Source organism: Streptomyces sp. NPDC056296, from assembly GCF_042268605.1.
GTDB lineage: Bacteria > Actinomycetota > Actinomycetes > Streptomycetales > Streptomycetaceae > Streptomyces.
In genome coordinates, this window is record NZ_JBHJRX010000007.1 from 99,842 (window position 1) to 120,664 (window position 20,823).

16 protein-coding genes are annotated in these 20,823 nt (G+C 69.2%); 9 read left to right on the forward strand and 7 right to left on the reverse strand.

Features of this window, described 5'->3' with window-relative positions; genetic code table 11:
- Positions 1-8: 8 nt before the first annotated feature.
- Entirely contained in the window at positions 9-3,872 is a 3,864-nt protein-coding gene (locus ACFCZF_RS07055; RefSeq protein WP_376670853.1) for a type I polyketide synthase, read from the forward strand.
- Positions 3,873-3,923: 51 nt separating this feature from the next.
- Here ACFCZF_RS07055 and ACFCZF_RS07060 read toward each other — a convergent pair whose 3' ends face one another.
- On the reverse strand, positions 3,924-4,253 hold the full coding sequence (locus tag ACFCZF_RS07060) for a hypothetical protein (RefSeq protein WP_376670790.1): 330 nt from the start codon (positions 4,251-4,253) through the stop codon (positions 3,924-3,926).
- A gap of 272 nt (positions 4,254-4,525) precedes the next feature.
- On the opposite strand from ACFCZF_RS07060, the gene ACFCZF_RS07065 reads away from it, so the two are divergent.
- The 5 genes from ACFCZF_RS07065 (at position 4,526) to ACFCZF_RS07085 (ending at position 10,709) form a co-directional block, all read left to right on the forward strand.
- A complete protein-coding gene (locus ACFCZF_RS07065) occupies positions 4,526-5,329 on the forward strand; it encodes an ABC transporter ATP-binding protein (protein ID WP_376670791.1) in 804 nt (267 codons plus the stop codon).
- A complete protein-coding gene (locus tag ACFCZF_RS07070) occupies positions 5,329-7,839 on the forward strand; it encodes an FtsX-like permease family protein (RefSeq protein ID WP_376670792.1) in 2,511 nt (836 codons plus the stop codon). Before ACFCZF_RS07065 ends, ACFCZF_RS07070 begins: the two co-directional genes overlap by 1 nt.
- A gap of 128 nt (positions 7,840-7,967) precedes the next feature.
- Positions 7,968-9,212: a sensor histidine kinase gene (locus ACFCZF_RS07075; protein ID WP_376670854.1), complete on the forward strand. Its 1,245-nt coding sequence runs from the start codon at positions 7,968-7,970 to the stop codon at positions 9,210-9,212.
- On the forward strand, positions 9,176-9,820 hold the full coding sequence (locus ACFCZF_RS07080) for a response regulator (RefSeq protein ID WP_376351174.1): 645 nt from the start codon (positions 9,176-9,178) through the stop codon (positions 9,818-9,820). The genes ACFCZF_RS07075 and ACFCZF_RS07080 overlap by 37 nt, the downstream gene beginning before the upstream one ends.
- Before the next feature lie 127 nt (positions 9,821-9,947).
- On the forward strand, positions 9,948-10,709 hold the full coding sequence (locus ACFCZF_RS07085) for a thioesterase II family protein (RefSeq protein WP_376670793.1): 762 nt from the start codon (positions 9,948-9,950) through the stop codon (positions 10,707-10,709).
- Here the strand turns inward: ACFCZF_RS07085 and ACFCZF_RS07090 are convergent.
- From ACFCZF_RS07090 to ACFCZF_RS07115, 6 genes are all read right to left on the reverse strand, one after another.
- The gene (locus tag ACFCZF_RS07090) at positions 10,706-11,770 is read right to left on the reverse strand and encodes a magnesium and cobalt transport protein CorA (RefSeq protein ID WP_376670794.1); all 1,065 of its coding nucleotides are present in this window, start codon (positions 11,768-11,770) and stop codon (positions 10,706-10,708) included. The genes ACFCZF_RS07085 and ACFCZF_RS07090 overlap by 4 nt on opposite strands.
- Before the next feature lie 371 nt (positions 11,771-12,141).
- Complete coding sequence (locus ACFCZF_RS07095) at positions 12,142-12,498, reverse strand: DUF742 domain-containing protein (RefSeq protein ID WP_376670795.1); 357 nt, start codon at positions 12,496-12,498, stop codon at positions 12,142-12,144.
- Positions 12,495-12,914, reverse strand: coding sequence for a roadblock/LC7 domain-containing protein (locus ACFCZF_RS07100; protein ID WP_376670796.1), 420 nt, complete (start codon positions 12,912-12,914; stop codon positions 12,495-12,497). Before ACFCZF_RS07100 ends, ACFCZF_RS07095 begins: the two co-directional genes overlap by 4 nt.
- A gap of 119 nt (positions 12,915-13,033) precedes the next feature.
- The gene (meaB, locus tag ACFCZF_RS07105; RefSeq protein ID WP_376670797.1) at positions 13,034-14,023 is read right to left on the reverse strand and encodes a methylmalonyl Co-A mutase-associated GTPase MeaB; all 990 of its coding nucleotides are present in this window, start codon (positions 14,021-14,023) and stop codon (positions 13,034-13,036) included.
- 13 nt (positions 14,024-14,036) lie between these two features.
- Positions 14,037-16,214 (reverse strand): methylmalonyl-CoA mutase, encoded by a 2,178-nt coding sequence (gene scpA, locus ACFCZF_RS07110; RefSeq protein ID WP_376670798.1) that lies wholly within the window; start codon positions 16,212-16,214, stop codon positions 14,037-14,039.
- Positions 16,214-18,013: a methylmalonyl-CoA mutase family protein gene (locus ACFCZF_RS07115; protein WP_376670799.1), complete on the reverse strand. Its 1,800-nt coding sequence runs from the start codon at positions 18,011-18,013 to the stop codon at positions 16,214-16,216. Before ACFCZF_RS07115 ends, scpA begins: the two co-directional genes overlap by 1 nt.
- 472 nt (positions 18,014-18,485) lie before the next feature.
- Here ACFCZF_RS07115 and ACFCZF_RS07120 point away from each other — a divergent pair, with 472 nt between their 5' ends.
- From ACFCZF_RS07120 to ACFCZF_RS07130, 3 genes are all read left to right on the forward strand, one after another.
- Positions 18,486-18,863 carry a cupin domain-containing protein gene (locus ACFCZF_RS07120; protein ID WP_376670800.1) on the forward strand — a complete coding sequence of 126 codons (378 nt, stop codon included), beginning with the start codon at positions 18,486-18,488 and terminating at the stop codon, positions 18,861-18,863.
- Entirely contained in the window at positions 18,860-20,050 is a 1,191-nt protein-coding gene (locus tag ACFCZF_RS07125; RefSeq protein ID WP_375916367.1) for a CaiB/BaiF CoA transferase family protein, read from the forward strand. Before ACFCZF_RS07120 ends, ACFCZF_RS07125 begins: the two co-directional genes overlap by 4 nt.
- Before the next feature lie 163 nt (positions 20,051-20,213).
- Positions 20,214-20,768: a flavin reductase family protein gene (locus ACFCZF_RS07130; protein ID WP_375916364.1), complete on the forward strand. Its 555-nt coding sequence runs from the start codon at positions 20,214-20,216 to the stop codon at positions 20,766-20,768.
- Positions 20,769-20,823: the final 55 nt, after the last annotated feature.

The window sequence follows — 20,823 nt, forward strand, 5'->3', positions numbered from 1 at the left end:
AGATAATGATGGCCGAGTCCGAGAAGCCGGACACCAGGATCGTCGAGGCGCTGCGCGCCTCGATGAAGGAGATCGAGCGGCTGCGCGAACGCAACGGAGCCCTCACCGCCGCCGCCCGGGAACCGATCGCGATCGTCGGCATGGCGTGCCGCTACCCGGGCGGAGTCCGCTCGCCCGAGGACCTGTGGCGCCTGGTCGCCGACGAACGCGAGGGGATCGGCGTCTTCCCCGACGACCGCGGGTGGGACCCGGACCTGTACGACGCGCATCCGGGTGTTCCCGGCCGTTCCTACACCCGTGAAGGCGGCTTCCTCTACGACGCGGGTGACTTCGACGCCTCGTTCTTCGGCATCGGTCCCCATGAGGCGTTGGTCATGGACCCGCAGCAGCGGCTGCTGCTTGAGGGGTCGTGGGAGGCGCTGGAGAACGCGGGCATCGACCCTCTGTCGCTGCGCGGCAGCCGCACCGGTGTCTACGCCGGTGTGATGTACCACGACTATTTCGGCAGCTTCGGCTCCGGCAGTGTGGTCTCGGGCCGGGTCGCCTACTCCCTCGGTCTGGAGGGACCGGCGCTCACCATCGACACGGCCTGCTCGTCGTCCCTGGTGGCCCTGCACCTCGCCGCGCACGCCCTGCGTCAGGGCGAGTGCACCCTCGCGCTGGCGGGCGGAGTGACCGTGATGGCCTCACCGGGAACCTTCGTCGAGTTCAGCCGGCAGGGAGCGCTCTCCCCGGACGGCCGGTGCCGGTCCTTCTCCGACGACGCCAACGGCACCGGGTTCTCCGAAGGACTGGGTGTGCTGGTGTTGGAGCGGTTGTCGGATGCGCGTCGGTTGGGGCATCGGGTGTTGGCGGTGGTGCGGGGTTCGGCGGTGAATCAGGATGGTGCGTCGAATGGGTTGACGGCGCCGAATGGTCCGTCGCAGCGGCGGGTGATTGGTCAGGCGTTGGCGGCTGCGGGGGTGTTGGCGTCTGAGGTGGATGTGGTGGAGGGGCATGGTACGGGGACGGCGTTGGGTGATCCGATTGAGGCGCAGGCGTTGTTGGGGGTGTATGGGCAGGGGCGTGGGGTGCCGTTGTGGTTGGGGTCGGTGAAGTCGAATGTGGGGCATACGCAGGCGGCTGCGGGTGTGGCGGGTGTGATGAAGATGGTGTTGGCGTTGGGGGAGGGGTGGTTGCCGCGGACGTTGCATGTGGGGGTGGGGTCGCGGAAGGTGGACTGGGGTGTGGGGCGGGTGGAGTTGTTGTCTCAGGGGCGGTCGTGGGTGCGGGGTGAGCGGGTGCGTCGGGCGGGGGTGTCGTCGTTCGGGATCAGTGGGACGAACGCGCATGTGATTCTGGAGGAGGCACCGGCCGAGGACACCCACACCGAGCCCGAAACCGAACCCGATGCGGCCGGTGTGGTCCTGCCCTTGTCCGCCCGGTCCGCGACCGCCCTCGCGGCCCAGGCCGAGCGGCTGCGGACATTCCTCGTGGACCGCCCCGAGCTGCCGCTGCCTGCCGTCGCCCGAGCCCTGGGCACGCGCCGCGCCGCGCTCACGCACCGGGCGGCCGTCGTCGCGAGCGACCGGCGACAGGTCCTGGCCGGCTTGAGCGCTCTGACCGAGGACGCACCGTCCGCCACGGTACTCACAGGCCGGGCCCGCACCGGCGGACGCACCGCCTTCCTGTTCACGGGGCAGGGCGCGCAGCGCCTGGGCATGGGCCTCGAACTACGCGCTCACTACCCGGTGTTCGCCGAGGCCTTCGACGAGATCGCCGCTCACCTGAAGGTGGACCTGGTGGGTGTCCTCGCCGGGGACGACGAAGAGGCCGTGCAACGGACCGAGTACGCCCAGACCGCCCTGTTCACCTACGAGGTGGCGCTGTTCCGGCTGCTGGACTCGTTCGGTGTCCGTCCCGACGTGCTGACAGGTCACTCCGTCGGTGAGATCGCCGCCGCCCATGTCGCCGGCGTGCTGGACCTGCCCGACGCGTGCGCCCTCGTCGCCGCCCGCGGCCGGCTCATGCAGGCACTGCCCGAGGGCGGTGCGATGGTCGCCGTACAGGCGAGCGAGGACGAGGCGCGGCCCCTGCTGAACGACCGGGTCGAGCTGGCCGCGGTCAACGGACCGGAGGCGGTGGTGCTGTCCGGGGAGCGGGCGGCGGTCCTGGCCGCCGCGGCGAACTTCGCGAAGACCAAGCGGCTGCGTGTCTCGCACGCGTTCCACTCCTTCCTGATGAACGACATGCTCGACGACTTCCAGGCCGTCGCCGAGCGGCTCACCTACCACGAGCCGCGCATCGACCTGGTGTCCGCCCTTTCCGGAGGCCCCGCCACCGCGGAGCAGTTGCGGGACCCGCGGTACTGGGTGCGGCACGTCCGCCGGACGGTGCGCTTCGCAGACGCCGTCGCCTGCCTCGCCGAAGCCGGAACCACCCGCTTCGTCGAAGTCGGCCCCGACGCCGTTCTGACCGCCCTAGCCCGGGACACCGTCGGCGAGAGCGGGACCCTCTTCGTCGCTCTCGGCCGGCGCCACGTCGCCGAACCGACGGCCCTTCTCTCCGGCCTCGGCCGACTGCACACCGACGGCCTGCCGTTGGACTGGCCGGCGCTCTTCCCCGGTACGGCCCGCGCCGAACTGCCCACCTACGCGTTCCGGCACGAGCGCTACTGGCTGAACACCGACGTCCCCATGACCATGGATCCGACCGTCGGCCACCAGGCCACCCCACCCCTCGAAGGCGGACAGACGCAGGCCCTGCGACAACGGCTGACGGCGGCCTCCCCCGAGCGGCGTGAGGCCCTGCTGACCGACCTCGTACGAGCCCGAACCGCCGCGACCCTCGGACACGACGGGCCGGAAGCCGTCGAAGCCGAGGCTCCTTTCCTCGAGATCGGCATGGACTCGGTGTCCGCCTCCGAACTGCGCAGTGCCCTCGGCGACGCCCTGGGCCTCACCGTCACCGCCGGCGCCGTCTTCGACCACCGCACGCCCGCCGCGCTCGCCGCCCATCTGCGCGAGATGCTCGATGAGGGCGCTGATGCGCGGCCCACGGCCGCAGAGGACATCGAGTCCGTCGGCGGCCTGGTGCGGCGAGCGGCCGCCGACGGGGTGTGGGAGCGAGCCATCACCCTTCTGCACAGCGCCGCGGACATCCTGCCGGCCTTTTCCTCGGTGGCCGAGTTCGGTCAGGTCCGGGACCCCGTCCGTCTGTCCTCCGGGACCGCGGGACCGAGGCTCTTCTGCCTGCCCTCACCGATGGCTCTGGGCGGTGCCCACCAGTACGCCCGCTTCGCCCGGCACTTCCACGGACGGCGCGACGTCCTCGTGCCGGACGTGCCCGGCTTCGTACCGGGCGAACCGCTGCCCAGCTCCGTGGACGCGGTCGTGGAGGTCGTGGTCGAAGGGATCCGCCGCGCCCGCGGGGACGGACAACCCTACGTCCTCCTCGGGTACTCCTCCGGCGGACAGTTCGCCCACGCGGTGGCGGAAGTGATGGAGAAGGCCGGGGAGCCCGCTTCCGGCGTAGTCCTGCTGGACACCTACCTGCTGACCGAACAGGGCACCGAGGAGCTCCGGCGCGAGATGTTCAACGGCATGCTGGACCGTGAGTCGTCGGTGGGAGGGTTCGGCACCGCGCGTCTCGCCGCGATGAGCCGCTACAGCGAGCTGATCCTGCACTGCCTGCCGGGTGGGTTGACGGCCCCGGTGCTCTTCGTCCGGCCCGAGGACCCCTTCGCGCCCGGCCTCGTCGACTGGCGGGCGGGTTGGCAGGGCGCCCACGAACTCGCCGAGGTGCCCGGTACCCACTTCACGATTCTGGAGGATCACGCGGCCACGACCGCCCAGGCCGTCGAGGACTGGCTCTCCGCAATCGAGACGGATTGAGGACGGATTGAGGAAAGAGGCGCGGGGCTTGTGCGCCGCCCCGCGTACTCTTCACCAGCTCGCCTCACGGAAATGCGACATCCAGGCCTCGATGTCACAGCGAATGATGTCGGGATCGATATTCAGTCGAACCGCGATTTCCTCCGCCGCCGACTCCGTGTGCCAATTGCTGCGCTGCAGGGCAAGCCACATCGTCGTACCGCGCGGACCGCATCGGTGGTGCTTACCGGTCCGGGGTGAGAACAACTGCAGGTACCCGTCGGGCTGGACGCTCGCGATCAGCCCCAAATCATGTCCCATATCGTCCCGTCCCGTCCGTGCCGTATGGCAATGCCCCTCGTCCGTGAGGACGTCGACTGTCCTGGCCACAGAGAATCCCATCGCTCGTCCTTTCGGCGTACGCCCCGACGTTACCCGGTTCCCCGGCTTATGGGCACTGGCCGTGACCCCACCTTTCGAGGGGGTGAAAGATCCGGGCGGGGTGGTGCCAAGTACCCCTGCCCTACGGAAGTTTTCTCGCCCCGTCGGCTCCGTCAAGTAGAGAAATCTCTACCTTCAATCGGCGAGTTAAGGCCAGTGCGCGGCGTGTTCGACCGTCCTAATCTGATCCGCAGAAACCGCGTAGGAACGCGACACCTCATAGGGGAGCCCGAGTGCAAACATCACACGCCCTTCAGACGACGGAGGCGGTACGGCTGGATGCCGTGTCGAAGACATACGGAGGCGCGGACAGCAGCGTGATCGCGCTCCGGGAATTCTCGATGGGCTTCGCCGGCGCCACCTTCACCGCGGTGATGGGTCCGTCCGGATCCGGCAAGAGCACCTTCCTGCACTGCGCCGCGGGCCTCGTCCGGCCCACCTCGGGCACGGTCACCGTGGGCGGCACCGACCTCGCCGGCCTGGACGATACCCAGCTGACCGAGCTGCGCCGTGACCGGATCGGCTTCATCTTCCAGTCGTTCAACCTGCTCCCTGCCCTGACGGTGCGACAGAACATCACGCTGCCGCTGCAACTCGGCGGCCAGCGGCCCGACAAGGACCTCATCCGCACCGTGGTGCACCGTGTCGGCCTGGGCGACCGCCTCGGCCATCTCCCCTCCGAGCTGTCCGGCGGTCAGCAGCAGCGGGTCGCCATCGCGCGTGCCCTGGTCACTCGCCCGGCCGTGGTCTTCGCCGACGAGCCCACCGGTGCCCTCGACACCCGTACCGCGGCTTCGGTGCTCGGCCTCCTGCGGGAGTCCGTCGACACGGCCGGTCGGACCCTGGTCATGGTCACCCACGACCCGGTGGCCGCCTCCTACGCGGACCGGGTGGTCTTCCTCGCCGACGGCAGCTTCGCGGGCGAGCTGTTCCGTCCGACGGCCGACGCGGTCGCCGCGCGGATGACCCGGCTCGGTGCCTGGGACGACGAGACGACGCGGCAGACGACGCCGGCGACCTCCGGAGGGCTGCACTGATGTGGCGACTCGCCCTGCGCACCCTGAAGTTCCGGCGCGCCAGCTTCGTCGCGACCTTCCTCGCCATGTTCCTCGGTGCCGCGATCGTCATCGGCTGCGGCGGTCTCATGGAGACCGGTGTGAGGATGGCCGCGGAGCCGCAGCGCCTCGACGGTGCCCCCATCGTGGTCACCGGTGAACAGACCTACGACGGGGCCGCGCTCTCCGAGCGTCACCGCATCGATCCGGACCTCCTCGGCGAGGTCACCCGGACCGAAGGCGTCAGCGAGGCGGTCGCGGACGTGTCCTTCCCCGCCACCGTCCTGGGGGACGGCAAGCCGTTGACCGATGAGGACGCCTCCTTCGGGCAGGGCTGGGCCAGTGCCCGGCTCACCCCCTATACCCTCGCCGCCGGTGGATCCCCCGCCACCGGCGGCGAGGTTGTCCTCGACGCCGAACTCGCCGACCGTGCGGGCGTTCGCGCCGGATCGTCGGTCGACATCGTCGTCAACGGCGCCACGGAGCGCTTCAGGGTCAGCGGAATCGCCGAACAAGGCGGCGACCGCAACTCCGACGCGGCGGTGTTCTTCAGCGACAGCACGGCCCGCAGCCTGGCCGGCGGGAAGATCGACTCCATCGGCGTCCTGCCGGATGGCCGAGCCGGCACCGCCGCGGTCGCCGACGCGGTCCGGTCCGCCGTCGGAGAACGGGCCGAGGTGCTCACCGGCGAGCAGCGGGGCCTGGCAGAACTGCCGGGCACCCTCGCCAGCCAGCGCACCGTCGTGATCCTCGCGGCGATCTTCGGCTCGTCCGTCGTGCTGATCGTGATGTTCGGCGTCGCCTCCACCCTCGGGCTCTCACTGCAGCAGCGTGCCCGCGAGATGGCCCTGCTGCGTGCCGTGGGCTCCACCCCCCGGCAGCTGCGCCGCATGATCCTGAGCGAGACGGCGGTGCTGTCCGCAGCCTCGGTGCTGCTGGCCCTCTGGCCGGGCTACCTGCTGGGCCGGATGCTGTTCGCCGTGCTCACGTCGAGCGGTGTCGTGTCGTCGGAGATCGTGTACCACGCGGGCTGGATGCCCATGGCCGTCGGCGCCGTCGTCACGGTACTCGCCGCGGCCGGCGCAACCCGGTTCGCCGGCCGCCGTGCGGCCCGCACCGAGCCGGTCGCCGCCCTGGCCGAAGGCGCCGTGGCCACCCAGTGGTTCAGCCGAACCCGCCTGCTGATCGCGCTGTTCTTCCTCGCCAACGGCCTCGGCCTCGCGATCGCCACCGCCACGGTGATGGAGGACGGCCCCACCCTCGCCAGCACCGCGGGACCCGCCTCGGTCCTGTTCTGCATCGGCCTCGCGCTGCTCGCCCCCGGCATCACCAAGGTGATGGTCGCCCTGCTGCGACCGCCGGTGCGCGCCTTCTCCGGCATCCCCGGACAGCTGGCCCTGCGCAACGCGAGTACCGCCGGCGTCCGGATGGCGGGTGCCGTCGCCCCCATCCTGCTGCTCGTGGGCATCGCCACAGGCACCCTGTACATGCAGTCGACCGAGAACGAGGTGTCCAGGAGCTCCTACGACCAGAACGTCCTGGCCGACTACGTCCTCGACTCCTCCACCGGTGGATTCGCCCCCGGAGTGGTCGACAGGGTCCGCGATACGCCCGGGGTGAGCGCGGCCTCCGAGTTCGTCACCAGTCGCGGCTTCGTCGACGCGCCGGACGGGCGGGTCGATGCCGAACTCCGGGGGGTGTCCGCCGACGGGGTACGGCAGATCCTCGACCTGCGCCCTGTGGCGGGTTCGCTGGGCGACCTGCGCGACGACACCGTCGCGCTCTCCGACAAGAAGGCGGAGGAGTACGGGGTGAGCGTCGGCGACCGGCTCCCGATGCACCTCGGCGACGGCACCGCGGTACGCCCCACGGTGGTCGCCCTCTACGCCGACAACCCCAAGCAGCCGTATCTGACCCTGCCCTCGAAGACACTCGCCCCGCACACCGGCGACGAGCTCGCGGACCAGATCCTGGTGCGTTCGGACGCGGGTGCATCGGAGCGAGTCCAGACCGAGCTGGCCTCGCTGGCTCGGACACTGCCCGGGACCGAGCTGGACGACGCGTCCTCATTGGCCGGCCGGAACAACCAGATCCAGCAGATCCTGATCGCGGCCAACTACACCATCGTTGCCATGATCGTCGGGTACGCCGCCATCACCGTCGTCAACACGCTCGTCGCCGTCACCCGCAAACGGCGCGCCGAGTTCGGCCTTCAGCAGCTCACCGGCGCCACACGTCGCCAAGTACTCGACATGCTGACCGTCGAGGGCGTGCTCATCGCGGTCATCGCCACCGTCCTCGGCACGCTCGCCTCGGCGACCACCATCGTGCCCTACAGCATGGTGAAGGCCGACTCCTACCTGCCCTCCGGATCCATCGGCATCTATCTCGCCATCGTCGGCGGTTCCCTGGCCCTGGTCTTCGGCGCCACCCTGCTGCCCGCCATGCGGGGCATGCGCACCCCCGCCATCGAGACGGTGAAGGCCGCGTGAGTCACATCAGTGCCGGGCCGCCCTCGACATCCCCCGCCGAGGGCGGCCCTCTCTCCACCTTCGTCCTGGCCTTCACCCAGGGACGGCAGCCTGTACGGGACCGGCTCCGCCACACCGCTGTGCAGACGATGATCGGGGCTCTGATCGCCTCCGGAGCCCTGGCCTCGGTCGCCCTGCTCGTCACCACCACATACTTCGTCATCCTCTGCGTCATCGGGATCGGCTTCCTCACCCTGCCGTACCTGACCACCGCGGTGCGGTGGGTCTGCGACCTCAACCGGCGCGCCGCGGGCCTCTGCGGTGTCCCGGTGGAACGGCCCTACCAGCCCGAACCGGAGGAGATCGAACGCGACATCGTCGGGTGGATGCGTCGCTGCAAGTGGATCCTGGCGGATCCCGCGACCTGGCGGGACCTGCTGTGGTTGCTTGTGAACAGCGTCGTGGGCACCGTCCTCGGCTTCATTCCCTGCGCGATGCTGTACTACGCGGGTGAGGGCCTCGCACTGGCCGGCGGACTGTGGCAGCCGTTCGCCGCCGACGGCGAGGGCAGGTGGTATCTGCTGATTGAGGTCGACAGCTGGGCCGCTGCCCTCCCCGTGGCCCTCGCCGCGGTGGCGGTACTCGCGGCGTGGCTGTACCTCACGCCCTGGGTGCTGCGCGCTCACGCCCATCTCGCCCAGCTCCTGCTGGGGCCCACCGAACGCGCCCGCCTTGCCTCCCGGGTACGGCACCTGGCGGAGACCCGGTCCGGGGTGCTCGACATCCAGGCCGCGGAACTACGCCGTATCGAGCGCGACCTGCACGACGGCGCACAGGCGAGGCTGATCGGTCTCGGACTGCAACTCGGTGCGGTGGAAAGGCAACTGGATCCGGATAACGCCGAGGCGAGGCGACTGCTGAGGGAAGCTCGCGACTCCTCGGTGCAGGCGCTGCGTGAACTGCGCGACCTGGTCCGCGGCATTCACCCACCCGTCCTCGCGGAGCGCGGTCTCGCCGACGCCCTGCGAGCGCTCGGGCTGGCCTCCCCGCTGCCCGTCACGGTGGTCGCGGACCTGTACGGCCCCTTGCCCGATCCAGTGGAGAGCTCCTTCTACTTCTCGGTGTCGGAACTGCTCGCCAACGCGCTCAAGCACGCCGAGGCGGGTCGGATCGAGGTGGTCGCCTGGTACACCGACGGCATCCTGCACGGGCGTGTCACCGACGACGGCCACGGAGGCGCGAGCATTTCGGCCGGGACCGGCCTGGCAGGCATCCGCCGCCGACTGGCATCCTTCGACGGGACCTTGGAGATCAACAGTCCCCCGGGCGGTCCCACCGTGATCAAGATGGAGTTGCCGTGCGCGTTGTCCTCGCCGAAGACCTCTTCCTCCTGAGGCAGGGAATCATCCAACTGCTCGAGGCGTACGACTGTCAGGTGGTCGCCGCCGTGGACAACGGAGCGGACCTGAGGGACGCCATCACCCTGCACAGCCCCGATCTGGCCGTGGTGGACGTGCGGCTGCCGCCCACGTTCACCACTGAAGGTCTGGAGGCGGCCCTGCGCGCTCGCCGCGACCGGCCCGGGCTGCCCATCCTCGTCCTCTCCCAGCACGTCGAGCAGATGTACGCCCGCGAACTGCTCGCGGACGGCACCGGCGGGATCGGCTATCTCCTCAAGGACAGCGTCCTCGACGACGTGCAGTTCATCGAAGCCGTCCGCCGGGTCGCGGCCGGCGGTACGGCGATGGACCCCGCCGTGGTCGCCCAGCTGATGACCTCCAACGCCCGGGATCAGCCACTCGCGGCGCTGAGCGCCCGTGAGCGCGAGGTGCTGGAGCTCATGGCCGAGGGGTGCTCCAACACCGCCATCGCACAACGGCTCACCGTCACCGAAGGAGCCGCTGCGAAACACATCTCAGGCATCTTCACCAAGCTGATGCTGCCCCCGTCCAGCGACAGCAATCGCCGGGTCCTGGCAGTGCTCGCCTATCTCAACGCCTGAGCGGGTGGCCCTCTGAGCTGGTGGGGGTGGTAGGGGTGTCCCTCGGGGGTCGGGGTCGGTGAGACTTCTCAGGCATGCTGCTCCGCGCGGCATGAGGAGCCGCCTCTACGAAGGGAACGCCCGCCCCATGACCATGCTCGCCGAACGGGACCGCCTGTGGATCCGCCGGTACCACCCCCGTCCGGACGCCGCCGTCAGGGTGGTGTGTCTGCCACACGCGGGCGGCTCCGCAAGCTTCTACCGGCAGCTGTCCGCGGGTCTGTCCGAGGACATGGACGTCCTGGCCGTGCAGTACCCCGGGCGTCAGGACCGGCGTGCGGAGCCCTGCGTAGCGACCATCGGAGAACTCGCCGACGAGGTGACCTCCGTGCTCCTGTCCTGGACGGATCGCCCGATGGTCCTCTTCGGGCACAGCATGGGCGCGACCCTGGGCTTCGAGATCGCGCGGCGGCTGGAACGCGATCACGATGTCGTGCCCCGCGCCCTGTTCGCCTCGGCGCGCCGCGCTCCCGCCACGCAGCGAGTGGAGACGGTCCATCTCCGTGACGACGACGGGGTCATCGCCGAGATGAGGCAGCTGAGCGGCACGGACGCCGCCATCCTCGACGACGAGGAGCTGATCCGGATGGCCCTGCCGGCCATCCGTGCCGACTACCGCGCGGTCGAGACCTACGTCTACGAGCCCGGCCCCAAGCTGCGCTGCCCCGTGTGGAGTCTCGTGGGCGAGAGCGACCCCAAAGTGCGGATCGAAGAGGCGCGTGCCTGGTCGGAGCAGACCGAGGGCAGCTTCGACTTCCGTGTCTTCGGCGGAGGACATTTCTACCTGACGGAGCATCAGTCGGAGATACTCCGCCTGGTCCGCGAGGCGGCCTCCGGGGCGGAGGTCTAGAGCCAGCGCTTGTGCTTGAAAATGCCCCAGAGGCATACTCCGAGGCCGACCATGAGCGCGACCGCGAAGGGGTATCCGAAGGTCCAGTGCAACTCGGGCATGTGGTCGAAGTTCATGCCGTACGTGGACGCCACCAATGTCGGTGTGAAAAGGATGGCAGCCCAGGAGGAGATCTTCTTGACCTCCTCCCCCTGCTCCATGGTCTCGTAGGCGAGCCGGCGACTCTCCTCGCCCTGGGCGAGGCTCGCGCTGGACATGCGGCGCATCGCTTCGTTCTGCTCGAGGGAGACGAGTGTGGCGTGCACGGTGAGGGCGCTGTCCAGCATGGTCCGCATCGTCGCGACGCGTTCGGTCACACGAATCGTGTGGTCGAGCACATTGCGCAACTGATTCTCCACCTCGCTCCGGGTGCCGTACTTCGTCGTCCCACGGAGCAGGGCGTTGAGCATGGTGCCGAGGGGGTTGATGGCGTGCTGGAAACCGATCACCTGGGACAGCAACTGGTAGATGCGTTTGGAGAGGTTCGGATCGACGTCTCCTGAGAACAGCTGTGTCTCGACCTCGTCGACATCCTCTTCGAGCCCGGCCACGACGGGAGCGTATCCATCGACGACATCGTCGAAGATCGAGGTGAGGACGGCCTCCGGACCCGTGGCCAGGAACTCCGGGTCCGCCTCCAGCCGTTGTCTGACCATCGCGAGGTCGGGTCGCTGGGCGTGCCGGACGGTCACGGCGAATCCGCGCCCGGTGAAGACATGGATCTCACCGAACTCGACCTGCTCCCTCTCGTCGTCGTACCACGCCGGGCGGAGCACGGCGAAGAGAGTGTCACCGTAGCGTTCGAGCTTGGCCCGCTGATGGCCCTTCTGCGCGTCCTCCACCGCGAGTGGGTGCAGATCGAATTCCTCCGCCACGGAGGCGAGCTCCGGGGTGCTGGGGAGGTACAGCCCGATCCAGGCCATGCCGTCGGACTGTTCGAGTGCCTGATAGGTGCGGTGGAGAGTGGGCGGGCTCGCCACCCGGACGCCGTCGACGTAAATGCCGTTGTCAACGAGTGTCATTGCCCTCCTTCTGGGCGGCCGTCCCGGCGGACCGCGCCTTGCCGCGCACGCCGCCGACCGCCGATTATGCCGATCGGCGTCGACTGTGACAGTCCGACGCGCGCACGGGCCGAGCCATGGACGCCGACGCCTCACCGGACTCGGGTGGGACCGCCCCGGCCGCGAGGCAGGGCACCTCGGACAGGTGCGGCCGGGGCGGGGTATGAGGGACCTCGAATCCGAGGTTGCCGGGGATGACGGGCCGACGCCCATCCGCCGGCCCGGTGGCTGTCCAGGGACACCGGACCGGCGGACGACGATCCGAACTGGACCCCATCATCACAACCGATCCGAAAAGTGTCAACATTTACTCCGCATTGGTCTTCAGCTCCTCAGAGGCGCCGGAGGCCATGGAGCACCTTCTCCAGGAGGGCGGTATCCGGGAGCGAAGCGCCAGACCGGGCCGCGCGGGGGTGGCGCGCGGTGACCCGACCCGCGTCGCGCAGGTCGCCGAGAAGAATGCGGACCGCTGTGACCGGCAGCTTCAGCTCCGCCGAGATCTCGACCACGGCTGTCGGGTGCCGGCACAGCTCCAGGATCCGGCGGTGTTCCGACTGCATCCACCTCGCCGGCCGGCATTCGCTGACGATGAGCGTCACTACGTCGAACAACTCGCTGGGGTGACTGCGTCCTCCCAGAATTGTGAACAGTCGGTCGGGGGTCCCGGTGTCCACCGGCCCACGCATCACGACGCGGAGCTCCCGCGGGCGGAGTCCCGGGGCGCCGCACGAAGGTGCTCGCCGATCTGTTCGACCAGCTCCGCCATCTGGTGCCCGACGACGCCCGGATCCGCGCTTTCCTGGCCCAGAACCGCCAGATGCGCGCCGGTGCCGGCCCTGACGATGAACAGCTGGCCGCCTGGGTACTCGGTCATGAAGGGCCGGACGCCGCCCGAGCCGTCGCCGAACTCCACGGACGCGCCCTGGGCGAGAGCCTGAATGCCGGAACAGATGGCTGCCAGTTGATCGGCTTTGTCGAGCGATAACGCCTCGGTCCAGCACAGCTTCAGGCCGTCCCTGAACAGGACCAGAGCGTGTTGGGCCCCAGGGGCCCGCTTCAGAAGGCTCTCCAGGAGCCAGATGAGACTGTTGTCCGCGGTGCGCATAGCGGTGATGGGACGGTGGAACCGAGCTGGCGGCCACCGGTCCAGCCTCCAAACTTTCCGACTCGATTGTGCGCAGGGGCGGATGACCAGCCCACTGCAGTGGGGGGAGTGCTGCTTGATCAGACGTCGGAGCTCTTGTGGAAGGCTTCCAGGATGCGCTCGGCGGCCAGAGTGGCGGTGAGTTCACCGTCACGAACCCGGCGTTCCAGCGCGGGCGCACGGGACTGCACCTCGAAAGAGGCGTGCAGGCGGCCGAGCAGCTCCTCGCGGACCATGGTCCAGGTCCAGTCGACCTGCTGGTCCCGGCGGCGGTCGGCCAGTCGTCCGGTGGACTCCAGCAGGGTGCGATGCTGCTCAAGTCTCTCCCACACGGTGTCGAGGCCTGCCGACTCCCGTGCGCTGCAACTGAGCACCGGCGGCGTCCAGAAGGCGTCCTTGCCGTGCATCAGCCGCAGGGCACCCGCCAGTTCCCGTGCCGCGGAGCGGGCGTCCCGCTCGTGCGGGCCGTCCGCCTTGTTGACGGCGATCACGTCGGCCAGCTCCAGGACGCCCTTCTTGATGCCCTGGAGCTGGTCGCCGGTGCGGGCCAGGGTGAGCAGCAGGAAGGAGTCGACCATGTTCGCCACGGCCGTCTCGGACTGGCCGACGCCGACGGTTTCGACGAGCACGACGTCGTAGCCGGCGGCCTCCATCACGAGGATCGACTCGCGGGTGGCCTTCGCGACACCGCCGAGGGTGCCGGCCGTGGGGGAGGGGCGGACGAAGGCCGCCGGGTCGACGGCCAGCCGCTCCATGCGTGTCTTGTCCCCGAGGATCGAGCCACCGGTCCGGCTGGAGGACGGGTCGACCGCGAGGACGGCGACCCGGTGTCCCTGCTCGGTGAGCATCGTGCCGAAGGCGTCGATGAACGTCGACTTGCCCACCCCCGGCACTCCGCTGATCCCGATACGCCGCGCCTTGCCACTGTGCGGCAACAGGTCGGTCAGCAGCCGCTGTGCCAGTGAGCGGTGTTGTGGCCGGGTGGACTCGACGAGCGTGATGGCCCGTGCCACGATCGCACGCTTGCCGTCGAGCACTCCCTTGACGTAAGTGTCCAGATCGATCACCATCGCGGTCGCGGCCTCACAGAGCGTCGTGCCCGAGATCGGCGGCGAGCCGGGTCACGAGGTCGTGGGCGGCGTCCGGGATCACCGTTCCGGGCGGGAAGACGGCGGCCGCGCCCATCTCCAGCAGGGTGGGAACGTCCTGGGGCGGGATCACACCGCCCACGACGACCATGATGTCCTCGCGTCCCTCCTCGGCGAGTTGTTCGCGCAGTGCCGGTACGAGGGTGAGGTGGCCGGCGGCCAGCGAGGAGACGCCGACGATGTGCGCGTCCGCCTCGACGGCCTGGCGGGCCACTTCGGCGGGCGTCTGGAACAGTGGGCCGACATCCACGTCGAAGCCGAGGTCGGCGAAGGCGGTGGCGATCACCTTCTGACCGCGGTCGTGGCCGTCCTGGCCCATCTTGGCGACCAGGATGCGGGGACGGCGGCCCTCAGCCTTGGCGAATCGGTCCACGAGGGTGCGGGTACGGTCCACGGACGGTGACTCGCCTGCTTCGTTGCGATACACACCGGAGATGGTACGGATCTGGCTCGCGTGCCGCCCGTACACCTTCTCCAGGGCGTCTGAGATCTCCCCGACGGTCGCCTTCGCGCGGGCCGCGTCGACCGCGAGTTCCAGCAGGTTGCCCTCGCCCTCGGCGGCACGTGTGAGCGCCGCCAGTGCGTCCTGGCAGGCCGACTCGTCGCGCTCGTCCCGCAGGCGTCGCAGCTTGGCGATCTGCTGGGAGCGCACCGAGGAGTTGTCGACCTTGAGCACGTCGATCCGCTCGTCGGTCTCGACGCGGTACTTGTTGACGCCGATGACCGGCTGCCGGCCCGAGTCGATGCGGGCCTGTGTGCGGGCCGCCGCCTCCTCGACCCGCAGCTTGGGTATGCCCGCGTCGATCGCCTGGGCCATGCCGCCCGCCTGTTCCACCTCTTGGATGTGCTGCCAGGCGCGGCGGGCGAGGTCGTACGTCAGACGCTCGACGTAGGCACTGCCGCCCCACGGATCGATCACTCGCGTCGTCCCGGACTCCTGCTGGAGCAGCAACTGCGTGTTGCGGGCGATGCGGGCGGAGAAGTCGGTGGGGAGCGCGAGCGCCTCGTCGAGAGCGTTGGTGTGCAAGGACTGGGTGTGTCCCTGCGTGGCGGCCATCGCCTCCACACACGTGCGCGTGACGTTGTTGAACACGTCCTGCGCGGTCAGCGACCAGCCCGAGGTCTGGGAATGCGTGCGCAGCGACAGTGACTTGGAGTTCTTCGGGTCGAACTGCTTGACCAGCTTCGCCCACAGCAGGCGAGCCGCACGCAGCTTGGCGACCTCCATGAAGAAGTTCATCCCGATCGCCCAGAAGAAGGACAGCCGGGGCGCGAAGGCGTCGACGTCCAGGCCCGCCTCCCGCCCGGCCCGGATGTACTCCACGCCGTCCGCGAGGGTGTAGGCCAGCTCGAGGTCGGCGGTCGCTCCGGCTTCCTGGATGTGATACCCGGAGATCGAGATGGAGTTGTAGCGCGGCATGCGCCGGGAGGTGAAGGCGAAGATGTCGGAGATGATCCGCATCGACGGCTTCGGCGGGTAGATGTAGGTGTTGCGGACCATGAACTCCTTGAGGATGTCGTTCTGGATGGTCCCGGCCAGCTTCTCGGGCGGTACGCCCTGCTCCTCCGCCGCCACGATGTACAGCGCGAGTACCGGCAGCACGGCGCCGTTCATCGTCATCGACACGGTCATCCTGTCCAGCGGGATGCCGTCGAAGAGCTGCCGCATGTCGTAGATCGAGTCGATCGCCACGCCCGCCATGCCGACGTCACCCGTCACCCGGGGGTGGTCGCTGTCGTAGCCCCGGTGTGTGGGCAGGTCGAAGGCGACGGACAGGCCCTTCTGACCGGCGGCCAGGTTACGGCGGTAGAAGGCGTTCGACTCCTCGGCGGTCGAGAAGCCGGCGTACTGGCGGATGGTCCAGGGCTGATTGACGTACATCGTCGGATACGGGCCGCGCAGGTACGGCGCGATGCCCGGGCGGGTGTCCAGGAAGTCCAGGTCGTCGAGGTCCTGGCTCGTGTACAGCGGCTTGACGGCAATGCCCTCCGGCGTCTCCCACAGGGACTCCTCCGCGCCGGTGGCCTGCTTGACGGCGGTGCTCCATTCGTAGGCGCCACAGGCGGATGCCTGGTTTCCGAGCTCGATCCCGGAGAAGTCGGGGATGGACATCAGGACACTCCCATGCGGTCGAGGGTGGCGGACAGCACAGCGACCGTGTCACAGCCCGCGAAGATGTAGGCGTCGATGCCTGCCTGGTCACGCAGGCCTGCGAGGAACACGTACGACGCCCCGGCGGTCCTCAGCTCCGAGGCCACGGTCGTGGCCTGCTCCTCGTACACGGCGTCACTGGAGCACAGGCACACCTCGCGTGCCCCGCTCTCCTCGAAGGCGCCATCAGTGACCGGCTCGATGCCGCCCGCCTGGAAGAGGTTCGAGGCGAAGGTGAGGCGCGCGGTATGCGCCGCGGCCGGGCCGAGCGCGGCCAGAAAGATCCGGGGCCGGGAGCCGGTGGCGGCCAGATGGGCGTCGGAACGAGCCCGCAGCGCCTCGAATGCCTCGTCTCGCCGCACCCGCGGCAGACCTCCCGAGAGTGGCGTGGGTGCGGGCTCGCGGACGACCGGCTTCTCGGCCAGGAACGGGAACTCGCCGACGCCGGTGATGGGTTCGCGGCGCGTGGCGAGCTTGTTGCTCCGGACTTCCCAGGTGCTGGCGAGACCCTGCCCGAGGCGTCCCGAGCGCAGGGCGGCCGCCTGCCCACCCAGATGCTCGAGCCACTGAAAAAACTCCCAGCCGGCATGGGCCAGTTCGTCCGTGAGCCGCTCCACGTACCAGGAGCCGCCCGCCGGGTCGATCACACGGGACAGGTGCGACTCCTCGATGAGGATGCTCGAAGTGTTGCGGGCGATGCGCCGGGAGAACGCGTCCGGCAGGCCGAGCGCGTGGTCGAAGGGCAGTACGGTCACCGCGCCGGCGCCGCCCACACCCGCGGCCAGTGTGGCGAGCGTCGTGCGCAGCATGTTCACCCACGGGTCCCGGCCTGTCATCATGACCGGCGAGGTGACGGCATGCTGCAGCTGAGCGCTGGGTGCCCCGCAGACCTCGGTCACCCGCGCCCACAGCCGGCGCGCGGCCCGTAGCTTGGCGATGGTGAGGAACTGGTCGGCGGTGGCCGCATAGCGGAACTCCAGCTGTGCACACGCCTCCTCGGTCGTCAGTCCGGCCTCGGTGAGCTCGCGCACATAGGCGACGCCCGTGGCCAGCGAGGACCCCAGTTCCTGGGCGGCCGAGCCGCCTGCCTCGTGGTACGGCAGCGCGTCCACGGTCAGCGCACGCAGCCCCGGGTACTCCGCGGTACACAGCCGCGCCAATGAGGCGATCGGCGTGAACGCTGAGGACGTGCCCGTGCGGGCCTCGTGGCCGAGGGGGTCGGCACCGAGGTTGCCGCGCGCCGCCTCCTTGGCGACGCCCCGGTCCTCGTACTGCCGCAGCAACTCCCGCGCGGCGGGATCCACGTCGGCTCCGGCGTCGAGGACGACGGGGGCCAAGTCGAGGTGCACGCCGTCCAGGACCCGGCCGAGCGAGGACAACGGAATGCCGTGGGCGCCGACGGCCAGCCAGAGTGACGTGACGCCGTTCTCCAGGTCGGACAGGACCGCGTCGCCGTCCGGCGCCGCATGCCACTGCCGTACGTCCCAGCCGCCGACGGTGTTCCCCTGGGCCCTGCCCCCGCGTACGAACGGCGCGAACCCCGGAAGGCCGGGGTCGGGGGCGGCGTCGCTCCCCGTATAGAGGGGCCTGGTGACGAGCCCGTCCTCCAGTGAAGTGGACAGCGCTTCTTCCGCCGCGCTTGCGGAGACCTCCTTGCCGGACTTGTGCAGGACGCTCTCCACGAGAGCCTGCCACTGCTCGTGTGAGGCGTTGGGGAACTCGCCGGCGAGCGAGAGCCCGTCGTCAGGTAGGACGGTCATGGAGGCCTTACCAAAGTCGTCGGACGTTGTTGAGTGTGCGGCCGGCCGCGTCGTCAGGGCATGGTGCTGTCAGCGGCCCAACAGCAGTTGTTCAACGCGAGACCGTGAGGTGTACACGGCCCGGCTCTTGGCCGCCTCGATGGAAGCACCTGGTCAAGACGAGGATAAGAAGCCACTCCCAAAGTGTCAACACTTTTGCTTGGCTCAGGCGGATTCTGGCAGAAGCAGGATTGATTTGCGTGCAAGCGTGAAATGCCGACAGAAAAATGTTGACAGATTCGGTTGAGGTCTCGCTATGGTGCTGGAGGCCGCACCTCGCGCACGACTCCGGCGTCGAAGGCGTGCGCCGCGCTGCCGGCGCCGTCCGCGAGAAGCTCATCGGCCCTGGTCGGCCGGTATGCCCCGACCCTCATCCCGTGCGCTGTCACATGCGCCTGGACCCGCACGCTCAGTCAGAATCGAGTACACCATCGTGCCGATAGACATCAATCGCCTCGCGCAGGCCGAACGCTTCCAGCCTCCCGGCCACCACAATGTCGGACCTGTCCATCTCTTCGGTGGTGAGCAGTACGACGGAGCCGTCACGGTGGCCTTGTCGCACTACCTCCCCGGTGGCCGCGCGGACATGTCGCCCGTGCCGGTGGAGACGCTCTACCTGGTGCTGACCGGCTCACTCACCCTCGCCGACTCCGACGGCGGAGTTCATGTCCTGGACGCCATGGACACGGCACGCCTCACGGCCGGAACCTGCCGCAGCGTCGAGAACCGCACGAACCTCGCCGCGAGCATGCTGGTGATCCGGCCGAACCCGGCGAGTCCGTCGTTCAACACGTCCGAGGTCCGGTCATGACGGGGGCGCTCGGCGAACTGCTCGTCGTCGACCTGACCCGGGCCCTGGCCGGGCCGCAGGCAGCCATGATGCTCGGTGATCTCGGCGCCCGCGTGATCAAGGTCGAGAGCCCCGCGGGGGACGACACGAGGTCCTGGGGTCCGCCGTTCGTCCATGGGGACGACGGCACCCCGGAGGCGACGTACTTCCTGGCGTGCAACCGGAACAAGGAGTCGATCACGCTCAATCTGAAGGATGCCGAGGACAAGCAAGTGCTGGCCCGGCTCATCCGGCGGGCGGACGTCCTGCTGGAGAATTACAAACCAGGCGCCCTGGAGCGCCTCGGATTCGGGACCGAGCGCCTGATGGAACTGAATCCGCGCCTGGTCGTGCTGTCGATCAGCGGGTTCGGTCACGACGGCCCGGAGGCGAGCCGTGCCGGGTACGACCAGATCGCCCAGGGCGAGGCCGGACTGATGTCGCTGACGGGGCCGGATGCCGACCACCCCCAGCGCGTCGGCGTGCCGATCGCCGATCTGCTGGCGGGCATGAACGGCGCGTTCGGCGTACTCGCGGCGCTGCGTGAACGCGACCGCACCGGCCGGGGACAGATCGTCCGCACCTCCCTGCTCGCTTCCGTCGTCGCGGCTCACGCGTTCCAGGGGACCCGTTGGACCGTGGCCGGCGAGGTCGGCCGGGCACAAGGCAACCACCACCCGACCATCGCTCCGTACGGGCTGTTCCGTTGCGCCGGCGGGAGTGTGCAGATCGCCTGCGGGAACGACGCCATGTGGCAGCGCCTGTGCGCGGCGTTCCAGATCACGGCCGATGATCCGCAGCGCTATGCCACCAACGCCGACCGCATAGCCAACCGGGACAGCCTCACCGAACTGCTCGAGGGCGTCTTCGCTCACCACGAGCCGGACGACCTCCTGAGCCGGCTCGCCGACGTGGACATCCCCGCCGGCCGGGTCCGCACCCTGGACGAGGTCTACGAGTGGGAGCAGACCCGCTCACAGCACCTTCTCGTCGACATCGAGCACCAGAACCTGGGGAAGATCACGCTGCCGGGCTCGGCCCTGCGCACCTTCGCCGTCGACGACTCGGGGACGGAGACGGAGACCACCCGTCTCGGCCACCGCCCGCCGCCGGTCCTCGACGGCGACGCCGCCGCCATCCGGGACTGGCTGGACACCTCGCCGCTCTAGTTCCGGCGCTGACAGTCCTACAGAACTGTGAACATTAGTCGCTCTCTGTCCTGTTCGTTGCTTCGATGCACGCGATCGACAGGGCAAACTGTTGACATTTATCCAAAGAAGATTAGGGTCGCGAGCAAGTCTGCGCCCGAGTCACCAGCATCTGACGACACCCATGCACAAGACGTCTGCGCCGGCTGGGACGAGCCGGGCGCGGATCGAGAAGGAGGTTCCGGTGAGAGGTATCGAACCGGTGACGGCGGCTACGCAGCTGCGGCAGGCTTTCGGATGCTTTCCGTCCGGAGTCACCGCTCTGTGCGCCTACCGCGACGGTGAGCCCGTGGGCCTGGCCGCGAGTTCGTTCACGTCCGTGTCGATGGAGCCGCCCCTGGTGTCGGTGTGTATCCAGCACACATCCTCCACGTGGCCGAAGCTTCGGGATCTGCCGCGCCTGGGGCTGAGCGTGCTGGCCGAAGACCAGGACGAGATCTGCGCGCGGCTGGCGAGCAAGGCGGGAGACCGTTTCGCCGGAGTGGAGTGGTTCGCCTCCGCAGACGGCAGCGTTTTCGTGGACGGCGCCACGCTGTGGCTCGACTGCACGATTCGCGAAGAGGTCACCTGCGGAGATCACGACATCGTCCTGCTCGAGATCAGCGGACTCAGTGTCGCTCCGGACGCCTCACCCCTGGTTTTCCACGGCAGTCGATTCCGCCGCCTGGCCATTGACTGACCAGGCAGGACGCCGTCCTTCCCGGGCGGGCGAAGCGGACCGGCACCGGCGATGT

Excerpts from the sequence above, each read along its gene's own strand:
- ACFCZF_RS07055 (WP_376670853.1), top strand. The coding sequence starts at position 9 with ATGGCCGAGTCCGAGAAGCCGGACACCAGGATCGTCGAGGCGCTGCGC.
- ACFCZF_RS07060 (WP_376670790.1), bottom strand. The coding sequence starts at position 4,253 with ATGGGATTCTCTGTGGCCAGGACAGTCGACGTCCTCACGGACGAGGGG.
- ACFCZF_RS07070 (WP_376670792.1), top strand. The coding sequence starts at position 5,329 with ATGTGGCGACTCGCCCTGCGCACCCTGAAGTTCCGGCGCGCCAGCTTC.
- ACFCZF_RS07075 (WP_376670854.1), top strand. The coding sequence starts at position 7,968 with ATGATCGGGGCTCTGATCGCCTCCGGAGCCCTGGCCTCGGTCGCCCTG.
- ACFCZF_RS07085 (WP_376670793.1), top strand. The coding sequence starts at position 9,948 with ATGACCATGCTCGCCGAACGGGACCGCCTGTGGATCCGCCGGTACCAC.
- ACFCZF_RS07090 (WP_376670794.1), bottom strand. The coding sequence starts at position 11,770 with ATGACACTCGTTGACAACGGCATTTACGTCGACGGCGTCCGGGTGGCG.
- ACFCZF_RS07100 (WP_376670796.1), bottom strand. The coding sequence starts at position 12,914 with ATGCGCACCGCGGACAACAGTCTCATCTGGCTCCTGGAGAGCCTTCTG.
- meaB (WP_376670797.1), bottom strand. The coding sequence starts at position 14,023 with ATGGTGATCGATCTGGACACTTACGTCAAGGGAGTGCTCGACGGCAAG.
- scpA (WP_376670798.1), bottom strand. The coding sequence starts at position 16,214 with ATGTCCATCCCCGACTTCTCCGGGATCGAGCTCGGAAACCAGGCATCC.
- ACFCZF_RS07115 (WP_376670799.1), bottom strand. The coding sequence starts at position 18,013 with ATGACCGTCCTACCTGACGACGGGCTCTCGCTCGCCGGCGAGTTCCCC.
- ACFCZF_RS07125 (WP_375916367.1), top strand. The coding sequence starts at position 18,860 with ATGACGGGGGCGCTCGGCGAACTGCTCGTCGTCGACCTGACCCGGGCC.
- ACFCZF_RS07130 (WP_375916364.1), top strand. The coding sequence starts at position 20,214 with ATGCACAAGACGTCTGCGCCGGCTGGGACGAGCCGGGCGCGGATCGAG.